Source organism: Microbacterium sp. K36 (genome assembly GCF_004794355.1).
Taxonomy (GTDB): domain Bacteria; phylum Actinomycetota; class Actinomycetes; order Actinomycetales; family Microbacteriaceae; genus Microbacterium; species Microbacterium paraoxydans_D.
The window spans coordinates 70,764-82,085 of sequence record NZ_SSDN01000069.1; the positions used below are offsets into that span (position 1 = coordinate 70,764).

Below are 11,322 nucleotides of genomic sequence, written 5' to 3' on the forward strand. Positions count from 1 at the left end.
CGCGAGATCGCGTCTATAGTTGGTAGTTGCGCTCGCTTCTCCCTGCCCTCATATGGTGGTCGGCATCTCGTGAGCTTCTGAGCGCACTCCACCTGACGACAAAGGAATCGAGAAGCCCTGCGGGGCTCACGGAGGTTATTCCCTTGGCTGCTGCTCCCAACGCATCCACATCCACCACCACCAAGAACGGACGCGGAGCTTCCCGTCTCTCGTTCGCCAAGATCTCCGACACGCTGACGGTCCCGGACCTTCTCGCCCTGCAGACCGAGTCCTTCGGTTGGCTGGTCGGCAACGACGCCTGGAAGGCGCGCGTGGCCGAGGCCAAGGCCGCCGGTCGCACCGACGTGAACGAGAACAGCGGTCTGGGCGAGATCTTCGAGGAGATCTCCCCGATCGAGGACCTCGGCGAGACGATGCAGCTGTCGTTCACGAACCCGTACCTCGAGCCCGAGAAGTACTCCATCGAGGAGTGCAAGGAGCGTGGCAAGACGTACGCGGCCCCGCTCTACGTCGAGGCCGAGTTCATGAACCACCTCACGGGTGAGATCAAGACCCAGACGGTCTTCATGGGCGACTTCCCGCTGCAGACCGACAAGGGCACGTTCATCATCAACGGCTCCGAGCGCGTCGTCGTCTCGCAGCTCGTGCGCTCGCCGGGTGTCTACTTCGACAAGACCCCCGACAAGACGAGTGACAAGGACATCGTCTCGGCGCGCGTCATCCCGAGCCGTGGTGCCTGGCTCGAGTTCGAGATCGACAAGCGCGACCAGGTCGGCGTCCGCGTCGACCGCAAGCGCAAGCAGTCGGTCACGGTCTTCCTCAAGGCGCTGGGCATGACCAGCGAGGAGATCCTCGCGGAGTTCGCCGGCTACACCTCCATCGAGGAGACGCTCGCGAAGGACACGATCGTCACCAAGGAAGACGCGCTGCGCGACATCTACCGCAAGCTGCGTCCGGGCGAGCAGGTGGCCGCCGAGGCCGCCCGCGCGCTGCTCGACAACTTCTACTTCAACCCGAAGCGCTACGACCTCGCCAAGGTCGGCCGGTACAAGATCAACCACAAGCTGGGTCTCGACACCCCGCTGACGGAGTCGGTGCTGACGGTGCAGGACATCGTCGCCACGATCAAGTACCTCGTGCGTCTGCACGCGGGCACCGAGGAGACCTTCGAGGGCATCCGCGGCGGCAAGAAGACCGAGATCCGTCTCGCGACCGACGACATCGACAACTTCGGCAACCGTCGCATCCGCGCGGTCGGCGAGCTGATCCAGAACCAGGTCCGCACGGGTCTGTCCCGCATGGAGCGCGTCGTCCGCGAGCGCATGACCACGCAGGACATCGAGGCCATCACGCCGCAGACCCTGATCAACGTGCGCCCCGTCGTCGCCGCGATCAAGGAGTTCTTCGGAACCTCGCAGCTGTCGCAGTTCATGGACCAGAACAACCCGCTCGCGGGTCTGACCAACAAGCGTCGTCTGTCGGCCCTGGGCCCCGGTGGTCTGAGCCGTGACCGTGCCGGCGTCGAGGTCCGTGACGTCCACCCCTCGCACTACGGCCGCATGTGCCCGATCGAGACCCCGGAAGGCCCGAACATCGGTCTGATCGGTGCGCTCGCGACCTTCGCGCGCATCAACTCGTTCGGCTTCATCGAGACCCCGTACCGCAAGGTCGTCGACGGTGTCGTGACCGACCAGATCGACTACCTGACCGCCTCCGAGGAGGTCGACTACAACATCGCGCAGGCCAACGCGCCGCTCGATGCGAAGGGTCGCTTCCGCGAGAGCCACGTGCTCGCGCGCCCCAAGGGCGGCAGCGGTGAGGTCGACCTCTTCCTCCCGGAGGAGATCGGCTACATCGACGTCTCGCCGCGCCAGATGGTGTCGGTCGCCACCTCGCTCGTGCCCTTCCTCGAGCACGACGACGCGCAGCGCGCGCTCATGGGCGCCAACATGCAGCGTCAGGCCGTGCCGCTGCTGCGCAGCGACTCGCCGCTCGTCGGAACCGGTATGGAGGGCTACACCGCCATCGACGCCGGTGACGTGATCACCGCCGAGAAGGCCGGCGTCGTCTCCGAGGTTTCCGCGGACCGCGTCGTGGTCATGCTCGACGAGGGCGGGACGCAGGAGTACCACCTGCGCAAGTTCGACCGCTCGAACCAGGGCACCTCCTACAACCAGAAGGTCGTCGTCAACGCCGGTGAGCGCGTCGAGGTCGGAGAGGTCATCGCCGATGGCCCCGCCACCGAGAACGGTGAGCTGGCCCTCGGGAAGAACCTCCTCGTCGCGTTCATGACGTGGGAGGGCTACAACTTCGAGGACGCCATCATCCTGAGCCAGGACCTGGTGAAGGACGACACCCTCTCCTCGATCCACATCGAGGAGTACGAGGTCGACGCCCGCGACACCAAGCTCGGCAAGGAGGAGATCACCCGTGACCTCCCCAACGTCAGCCCGGAGCTCCTGAAGGACCTCGACGAGCGCGGCATCATCCGCATCGGCGCCGAGGTCCGCCCCGGCGACATCCTCGTCGGCAAGGTCACGCCGAAGGGCGAGACCGAGCTGTCGGCCGAGGAGCGCCTGCTCCGCGCGATCTTCAACGAGAAGAGCCGCGAGGTCCGCGACACGTCCCTGAAGGTGCCACACGGCGAGCAGGGCACGATCATCGCGGTCAAGGAGTTCAACGCCGAGGACGGCGACGACGAGCTCGGCTCGGGCGTGAACCGCCGCGTCGTGGTCTACATCGCCCAGAAGCGCAAGATCACCGAGGGTGACAAGCTCGCCGGCCGCCACGGCAACAAGGGTGTCATCGCGAAGATCCTCCCCATCGAGGACATGCCGTTCCTCTCGGACGGCACGCCGGTCGACATCGTGCTGAACCCGCTCGGCATCCCTGGACGAATGAACTTCGGTCAGGTGCTGGAGACCCACCTCGGGTGGATCGCCAAGCAGGGCTGGAAGGTCGAGGGCACTCCGGAGTGGGCTGGGAAGCTCCCGCAGGAGGCGTTCGAGGCCGCTCCCGGCACGAAGGTCGCGACCCCGGTGTTCGACGGTGCGAGTGAGGAGGAGATCTCCGGTCTCCTCGACTCGACGCTCCCGACGCGCGACGGCGTCCGTCTGATCGACTCGAGCGGGAAGACGCAGCTGTTCGACGGCCGCTCCGGTGAGCCGTTCCCGGCGCCGATCTCCGTGGGCTACATGTACATCCTGAAGCTCCACCACCTGGTCGACGACAAGATCCACGCCCGCTCCACCGGTCCGTACTCGATGATCACCCAGCAGCCGCTCGGTGGTAAGGCGCAGTTCGGTGGACAGCGCTTCGGTGAGATGGAGGTGTGGGCCCTCGAGGCCTACGGTGCGGCGTACGCCCTCCAGGAGCTCCTCACGATCAAGTCCGACGACATCCTCGGCCGCGTCAAGGTGTACGAGGCGATCGTCAAGGGCGAGAACATCCAGGAGCCGGGCATCCCGGAGTCGTTCAAGGTGCTCATGAAGGAGATGCAGTCGCTCTGCCTGAACGTCGAGGTCCTCTCGGCCGACGGCACGCTGGTCAACCTCCGCGACACCGACGACGAGGCGTTCCGCGCCGCAGAGGAACTCGGTATCAACATCTCCAGCCGCTTCGAGGCCGCCTCGATCGACGAGATCTAATCCTTCGACAGGCTCAGGACCCATCTCTGGGTGGCTGAGCCTGTCGAAGCCCAGACTTCTCAAAAAGAATTTCCGACACAGGAGAACTAGTGCTCGAGTCCACAACCTTCGATGAGCTTCGCATCGGCCTGGCGACCGCAGACCACATCCGCGCGTGGTCCTATGGCGAGGTCAAGAAGCCCGAAACCATCAACTACCGCACCCTCAAGCCGGAGAAGGACGGTCTCTTCGGAGAGCAGATCTTCGGCCCGTCCCGCGACTGGGAGTGCGCCTGCGGCAAGTACAAGCGTGTCCGCTTCAAGGGCATCGTCTGCGAGCGCTGCGGCGTGGAGGTCACCAAGAGCTCCGTCCGTCGCGAGCGCATGGGTCACATCGAGCTCGCCGCTCCCGTCACCCACATCTGGTACTTCAAGGGCGTGCCCTCGCGCCTCGGCTACCTGCTGGACATGGCGCCGAAGGACCTCGAGAAGGTCATCTACTTCGCCGCGTACATGGTCATCTCGGTCGACGAGGACGCTCGCCACCGCGACCTGGGCACCCAGGAGAACAACATCCGTCTCGAGCTGAAGACGCTCGGCGACCGCCGCGACTCCAAGATCGCGGAGCGCCTGGCGAAGCTGGAGGAGGAGCTCGCGGCCCTCGAGGCCGAGGGTGCCAAGGCCGACGCCAAGAAGAAGGTCAAGGACGCCGCCGAGAAGGAGATGTCGCTCATCCGCAAGGGTGCCGACGAGGCGATCCTGAAGCTGGAGCGCGTGTGGGAGGACTTCCGCACGCTCGAGGTCGGTGCCCTGCGCCCGGAGGACGACGTCTTCCACGAGCTGCAGGACCGCTTCGGCCAGTACTTCGAGGCCTACATGGGTGCCGAGGCGATCCAGCGTCGCCTGGCCGCGTTCGACCTGGCCGCCGAGGCCGAGAGCCTGCACCTGCAGATCTCGGAGGGCAAGGGCCAGCGCAAGATCCGTGCGATCAAGCGCCTCAAGGTCGTCAACTCGTTCCTCGAGACCGGCATGAGCCCGGCCGCGATGGTGCTCGACGTCGTCCCGGTGATCCCGCCGGAGCTGCGTCCGATGGTCCAGCTCGACGGTGGCCGCTTCGCGACCTCCGACCTGAACGACCTGTACCGCCGCGTGATCAACCGCAACAACCGTCTCCGTCGCCTGATCGACCTCGGTGCCCCCGAGATCATCGTCAACAACGAGAAGCGGATGCTGCAGGAGGCCGTCGACGCTCTGTTCGACAACGGCCGCCGCGGTCGCCCCGTCACGGGTACCGGCAACCGTGCCCTGAAGTCCCTGAGCGACATGCTCAAGGGAAAGCAGGGTCGCTTCCGCCAGAACCTGCTCGGCAAGCGCGTCGACTACTCGGGCCGTTCGGTCATCGTCGTCGGCCCGCAGCTCAAGCTGCACCAGTGCGGTCTGCCCAAGCAGATGGCGCTCGAGCTCTTCAAGCCGTTCGTCATCAAGCGTCTGATCGACCTCGGTCACTCGCAGAACATCAAGGCCGCGAAGCGTGCCGTCGAGCGCACCCGTCCCGAGGTCTGGGACGTGCTCGAGGAGATCATCCGCGAGCGTCCGGTGCTGCTGAACCGTGCACCCACCCTGCACCGTCTCGGCATCCAGGCGTTCGAGCCGCAGCTCGTCGAGGGCAAGGCCATCCAGCTGCACCCGCTCGTCTGCGCGGCGTTCAACGCCGACTTCGACGGTGACCAGATGGCTGTCCACCTGCCGCTGTCGGTCGAGGCTCAGGCCGAGGCCCGCGTGCTCATGCTCGCGTCGAACAACATCCTGAAGCCGTCGGACGGCCGTCCGGTGACCCTGCCCTCGCAGGACATGATCATCGGTCTGCATCACCTCACGACGGTCAAGGCCGGCGCCAAGGGCGAGGGCCGTGCGTTCGGCTCCGTCGGCGAGGCGCAGCTCGCGTACGACGAGGGCACGCTCGACCTGCAGGCGAAGGTCCGCATCCGCATCCCGGGTCTGGCCTTCCTCGAGGGCGAGGCTCCCGAGGGCTACGAGAAGCACGGCCTGGTCGACGCTTCGCTGGGTCAGGCGATCTTCAACGACGCGCTGCCGAAGGGCTACCCGTTCGTCCGCGAGCAGGCCGACAAGGGCAAGCTGTCGCAGATCGTCAACAAGCTGGCCGAGGAGTACCCCAAGGTCGAGACGGCCGCCACGCTGGACCGCATCAAGGATGCCGGTTTCTACTGGGCGACCCGTTCGGGTGTGACCGTCGCGCTGAGCGACATCCTCACCCCGCCGAACAAGGCGGAGATCGTCGCGGGCTACGAGAAGCAGGCCGCGAAGGTCCAGTCCCAGTACGAGAAGGGCCTCACGACCGACGCCGAGCGTCGTCAGGAGCTCATCAAGATCTGGACCGAGGCGACCGACGAGGTGCAGGCCGCGATGAAGGCGCACTTCCCGGAGGACAACACCATCAACCGCATGGTGTCCTCCGGCGCCCGTGGTAACTGGCTGCAGATCCGGAACATCGCCGGTATGCGTGGTCTGGTGAACAACCCCAAGGGTGAGATCATCCCGCGTCCGATCATCTCCTCGTACCGCGAGGGTCTGTCGGTGGCGGAGTACTTCATCGCGACGCACGGTACCCGTAAGGGTCTGGCCGACACCGCTCTGCGTACCGCCGACTCGGGTTACCTGACCCGTCGTCTGGTGGACGTCTCGCAGGACGTCATCATCCGCGAAGAGGACTGCGGCACGTCGAAGGGCCTCGAGCTCCCGATCGCCGCTCCGAACTCGCAGGGTGAGCTGGTGCGCGACGCGAACGTCGAGAACTCGGTGTTCGCCCGCACGCTGGCCTCCGACGTGGTCAACGCCTCGGGCGAGGTCCTGGCCGCGGCCGGCGACGACGTGGGCGACGTGCTCATCGACAAGCTGGTCGCCGCGGGCGTCGAGACCATCAAGGTCCGCTCGGTCCTGACCTGCGACTCCGCCGTCGGTGTGTGCGCGCAGTGCTACGGCCGTTCGCTCGCGACCGGCAAGACCGTCGACATCGGCGAGGCCGTCGGCATCATCGCGGCCCAGTCGATCGGTGAGCCCGGTACCCAGCTGACGATGCGTACCTTCCACACCGGTGGTTCGGCGTCGGCGGATGACATCACGCAGGGTCTGCCCCGCGTGCAGGAGCTGTTCGAGGCGCGTACCCCCAAGGGCGCATCGCCGATCGCGGAGGCCGACGGCCGCATCACGATCGACGAGACCGAGAAGGCCAAGAAGGTCATCCTCACGCCCGACAACGGCGACGAGCCCGTCGTCTACCCGGTGCTGAAGCGTGCCACCCTCCTCGTCGAGGACGGCCAGCACGTCTCGGTCGGTCAGCCCCTGCAGGTCGGCACGCTCGACCCCAAGGAGGTCATGCGCGTCATGGGTGCCCGCGAGGTGCAGAAGTACCTCGTCGGCGGTGTCCAGGGCGTCTACCGCTCGCAGGGTGTGCCGATCCACGACAAGCACATCGAGGTCATCGTCCGCCAGATGCTCCGCAAGGTCACCGTCGTCGACCACGCCGACACGACCCTGCTGCCGGGTGAGATGGTCGATCTGAAGCGCTACCAGCAGATCAACCGCGAGGCCGTGGCCGAGGGCAAGCGCCCCGCGTCCGGTCGCCCGGAGCTGATGGGTATCACGAAGGCGTCGCTCGCGACCGAGTCGTGGCTGTCCGCTGCGTCCTTCCAGGAGACGACCCGCGTGCTCACGCAGGCCGCCATGGAGGGCAAGCGCGACCCGCTGGTCGGTCTCAAGGAGAACGTCATCATCGGAAAGCTCATCCCCGCCGGAACCGGTCTCTCGAAGTACCGCGACGTCACGGTCGAGGCCACCGAGGAAGCCAAGAGCGAGCGCTACCCGAACCGGATCTTCGCATCCGACGGCGCGTACGCGGACGGCGACTTCGGCTACGTCGACTTCGACGCGTTCTCGACGGACGACATCACCCCCGGTACCTACAACTGAGGTGTGAGTGAGTGAGCGAAGGCCCCGGGGTTCTCCCCGGGGCCTTCGTCGTCCCTCGGCGCGGTCGGGGTGTGCACAGCTTCGGAGATCCGGCGCGGCACGCCGCCGGTGGGCCTCATCCATCGGGGTGTCGGGTGTCATCTCCGAAGCTATGACCGGGGCGGGCGCGGTAGGGTCGGCGAGTGACCACTGAGACTTCCCCCGGCGGCGCGGCCGTCGTCATCGGAGACGCCCTGATCGACGAGATCCGGGATGACAGCGGCGTCCGTGAGTTCGTCGGCGGGGCAGCGCTGAACGTGGCGGTCGGGCTGCGCCGGCTCGGCATCCCCACGACCCTCATCGCGATGGTGGGAGAGGACGTCGCAGGGGCGCACATCCGCGAGTACCTGGCCGATCACGGCGTGCGGCTGATCGCGAGCGCGGCGCCCCACGGGTCGTCGCGGGCGGTCGTGACCCGGGCCGCGAACGGCGAGCCGAGCTACGCCTTCAATCGCGCGGCCCAGGAGCGGACCGTCCGGTACTCGGACGAGGCGCGGGCTGCCATCGCCGGTGCGGACATCGTCGCGGTGAGCTGCTTCCCCTTCGATGTCCCGGCCGAAGTCGACGCCCTCGCCGCCGCGGTGGAGGGCGCACGGCTGGCGATCGACCCGAACCCGCGCACCGGAATGCTGTCGGACCGCGAGGAGTTCGTCCGCGGCTTCGAGCGGCTGGCCGCGCGGGCGGACCTGGTGAAGGTCGGCGCCGACGATGCCGCCGTGCTCTACGACGGCGACCTCGACGCCCTGCGGGCGCGGCTCCGGAGCCTTGGCGTGACGGCGGTGCTCGCGACGGCCGGAGCGGACGGCGCCGTGCTCGAGTCGGACGCCGGATCGGCTTCGGCCCCCATCTCGGCGCTGCCGGGTCGCGTGGTCGATACCGTGGGAGCGGGAGACGCGACTCTGGCCGCCGTCGCCGCCGGACTGGTGGACGGTGCCCCGAAGGCGGCCGAGGGATGGTCGGCCCTGCTCACGCGCGCGATGGACGTGGCCGCTGCGACCTGCCGCGCCGAGGGCGGGCTGCTGCGCACACCGGAGTCGCTGGCCGCCGCTGACCGCGGCGTGTACGGAAGCTGACGCCTCGATTTCTCACGCCCGCATCCGGCAGGTATGATTGTTCTTCGTGCCCCCGGTTGGCTGTTCAAGTCGGACGGGTGCGCTCTGGCGAGTTACCCAAGTGGCCAAAGGGATCTGACTGTAAATCAGCCGTCTTCGACTTCGGGGGTTCGAATCCCTCACTCGCCACCACGGAAGCCCCCGCTCGCGGGGGCTTCTCCCGTTCCCGGCCTCACCTCCGCGTCGAGTTCCTAGACTGGTGCGATGCGACCTCTCACCGAAGCCGACGTCCGGGCCTCGTTCGTGAACGCGGACACCGACGAGCTGCGCGTCATGGAGATGCCGCACGACTTCCTCCTCGTGGACTGGGACTACCTCGACTTCTTCGCCTGGCGTGACCCGAGTGCCGGCAAGCGCGGCTACGTCCTCATGCCGCACGAGGGGCGGGTGGTCGGCGTGGTGCTGCGGGCGTCGGAACCAGGGCGCGGGCGCTCCGGCATGTGCAACATCTGCCACACGATGCAGCCGGGCAACCAGGTGGCGCTGTTCGCCGCCCGGCGCACGGGAGCGGCGGGGGAGCGCGGCGACTCGGTCGGCACCTACATCTGCGCCGATCTGTCCTGCCACGAGAACGTGCGCCTGGCGCATCCGCTCGCACCGAACGAGATCCGGGCGGCGGGGCAGGTCGACTTCCGGCTCGACGGCACCCGGCGACGGATGGAACGGTTCGTGGCGCGCGTCTGGGACGGCTCCTGAGCGCGACTAGCCTGGAGCCATCCGCCTGTGCTCGAAGGAGAAGCCATGAGTGATGCCATCCTGTTCGCCGTCGACGAGGGGATGGCGCGGTTGACGCTCAACCGTCCGACCCGCCTCAACGCCTTCAACGCCGACCTGGCGTACGCCTGGCGGGATGCGACCGTCGAGGCGACGTCGCGCGACGACGTGCAGGCCATCCTCATCGACGCGGCGGGACCGGCGTTCTGCGCGGGCGGCGACGTGATCGACATGGCGACGACCATGGGGTCGTCCGGGGCGGAGATCGCCGCGCTGGCGGAGGTCATCAACACCGGGATCCGCGCGCTCACGGAGTCGAGCGTGCCCGTGGTCGCCGCGGCGCACGGGACGACGGCCGGCGGCGGACTCGGCATCCTGCTCGCCACGGACTACGCGGTGGTGGGCTCGCGGTCGCAGCTCGGGAGCCTGTACGCGAACATCGGCCTCACGCCCGACCTCTCCGTATCGGCCCAGCTCGCGCGGGCCGTGGGCCAGCGCCGTGCCCTCCAGCTCGTGCTGCAGGACCGGCTGCTCACGGCCGCGGAGGCCCTCGACTGGGGGCTGGTGGCCGAGGTCGTGGAGGGCGAGGATGGCAGGACGGAAGCCGACCGGGTCCGTGCGCGGGCCGAGGAGATCGCGCGGTTCTGGCTCGCCGGCGCCGCCGACGCGTACGGGCAGGCCAAGCGGCTGGTGCGGTCGCAGCCGGAGCGCACCTTCGCCGAGCAGCTGAGCGAGGAGGCGCGGTCCATCGGCGCCGCTCTGGAGACCCCGGACGCACAGGCGCGGGTCGCGGCCTTCGCGGCGGCCTCCGCGAAGAAGGCCGGTTGACCCTTCCTCCCCAGAGCGCGGTCGGTCCCTGATTTCCTTCCCGCTCGAGGGAAGCCGGAACAAGCGACCCCGCGCGTGGCAGGATGAAGGCATCGCCGCTCGACGAGAGGATCCCCATGTCCCATCCGGACACCGCCCGGCTGCAGCCGCAGGGCGACAAGAAGAACATGTCGCTGCTCATCAGGGGCTCGCTGTGGGTCGCGATCGGCGCCCTCATCGCCGCGGCTCTGGTCTGCGTCGTGTGGGTCCTGGTCGGTGATCAGAACGGCCTCATCGGTCGCGCCTTCCTCACGATCCTCCTGCTCGCCGCCTTCGCCGGGATCGCCATCCTCGAGGCGGGCCTCGCGCCGAACCGGCCGGACTGGCTCCAGCTCGCGAGCATGGTCACCTGGGTCATCGCGCTCCTCGTCGGCCTCGTGAAGATCTGGCTCCCGGAAGACGGGCTCTACTTCGGCGCCGAGCGCTTCTTCCAGCTGCTGCTCGTGATCGGGATCCTGCAGCTCGCACTGCTCCATGTGCGGCTGTTCACCCGTGCGGCGCAGCGCCATGTCACGACCTTCACGAAGGTGATCCACATCGTGACGATCGTCTTCCTCGGCGCCCTCGTCGCCCTGCTGGTGTTCTTCCTCGCGTTCCCGAACACCTTCGACTACACCGAGCTGTACTGGCGCATCGTCGTCGCTCTCACGATCCTCGTCGCCGTCGGCACCACGCTCATCCCGCTGCTGAACGCCCTGTTCGCGCCGAAGAAGGCTCCTGTCGCCCGGCCTGTCGTCTCCGCGCCTTCTTGGCCGACCTACGCCGACGGGATCACGCCGCTCCCTGTCCTCCCGGACGGGAGCCCGGACTGGAACGCCTATTACACGGGGTACCCCTCGGCGGCTCCACAGGCGCTCGGCCAGGCGCCCGCCGCGGCGTTCCCTGTGGCGACGCCGCCCCTCGCACCGACGGCTCCGGCCCTCCCTGACTTCGCGGCACCTCCCGCTCCGGGACCCGTGCCGCCCGTGCCCGACCAGC

General features: G+C 67.9%; 6 protein-coding genes and 1 tRNA gene. All 7 read left to right on the forward strand.

Annotated elements, in window-relative coordinates:
* Window positions 1–143: 143 nt before the first annotated feature.
* Window positions 144–3,647 (forward strand): DNA-directed RNA polymerase subunit beta, encoded by a 3,504-nt coding sequence (gene rpoB, locus DW296_RS07870; protein ID WP_136051773.1) that lies wholly within the window; start codon window positions 144–146, stop codon window positions 3,645–3,647.
* 89 nt (window positions 3,648–3,736) lie between these two features.
* The gene (gene rpoC / locus DW296_RS07875) at window positions 3,737–7,612 is read left to right on the forward strand and encodes a DNA-directed RNA polymerase subunit beta' (RefSeq protein ID WP_136051774.1); all 3,876 of its coding nucleotides are present in this window, start codon (window positions 3,737–3,739) and stop codon (window positions 7,610–7,612) included.
* 182 nt (window positions 7,613–7,794) lie between these two features.
* Entirely contained in the window at window positions 7,795–8,724 is a 930-nt protein-coding gene (locus DW296_RS07880) for a PfkB family carbohydrate kinase (RefSeq protein WP_136051775.1), read from the forward strand.
* A gap of 86 nt (window positions 8,725–8,810) precedes the next feature.
* Window positions 8,811–8,895 (forward strand) — tRNA-Tyr (locus tag DW296_RS07885).
* Window positions 8,896–8,967: 72 nt separating this feature from the next.
* Entirely contained in the window at window positions 8,968–9,459 is a 492-nt protein-coding gene (locus tag DW296_RS07890; RefSeq protein ID WP_136051776.1) for an FBP domain-containing protein, read from the forward strand.
* Between the two features lie 45 nt (window positions 9,460–9,504).
* Window positions 9,505–10,305: an enoyl-CoA hydratase/isomerase family protein gene (locus DW296_RS07895; protein ID WP_136051777.1), complete on the forward strand. Its 801-nt coding sequence runs from the start codon at window positions 9,505–9,507 to the stop codon at window positions 10,303–10,305.
* A gap of 116 nt (window positions 10,306–10,421) precedes the next feature.
* The coding region (locus DW296_RS07900) for a hypothetical protein (protein ID WP_136051778.1) at window positions 10,422–11,322 on the forward strand (901 nt) is incomplete at its 3' end.

Coding starts and splice junctions, on each gene's coding strand:
- DW296_RS07890 (WP_136051776.1), top strand. CDS start 8,968: ATGCGACCTCTCACCGAAGCCGACGTCCGGGCCTCGTTCGTGAACGCG.
- DW296_RS07895 (WP_136051777.1), top strand. CDS start 9,505: ATGAGTGATGCCATCCTGTTCGCCGTCGACGAGGGGATGGCGCGGTTG.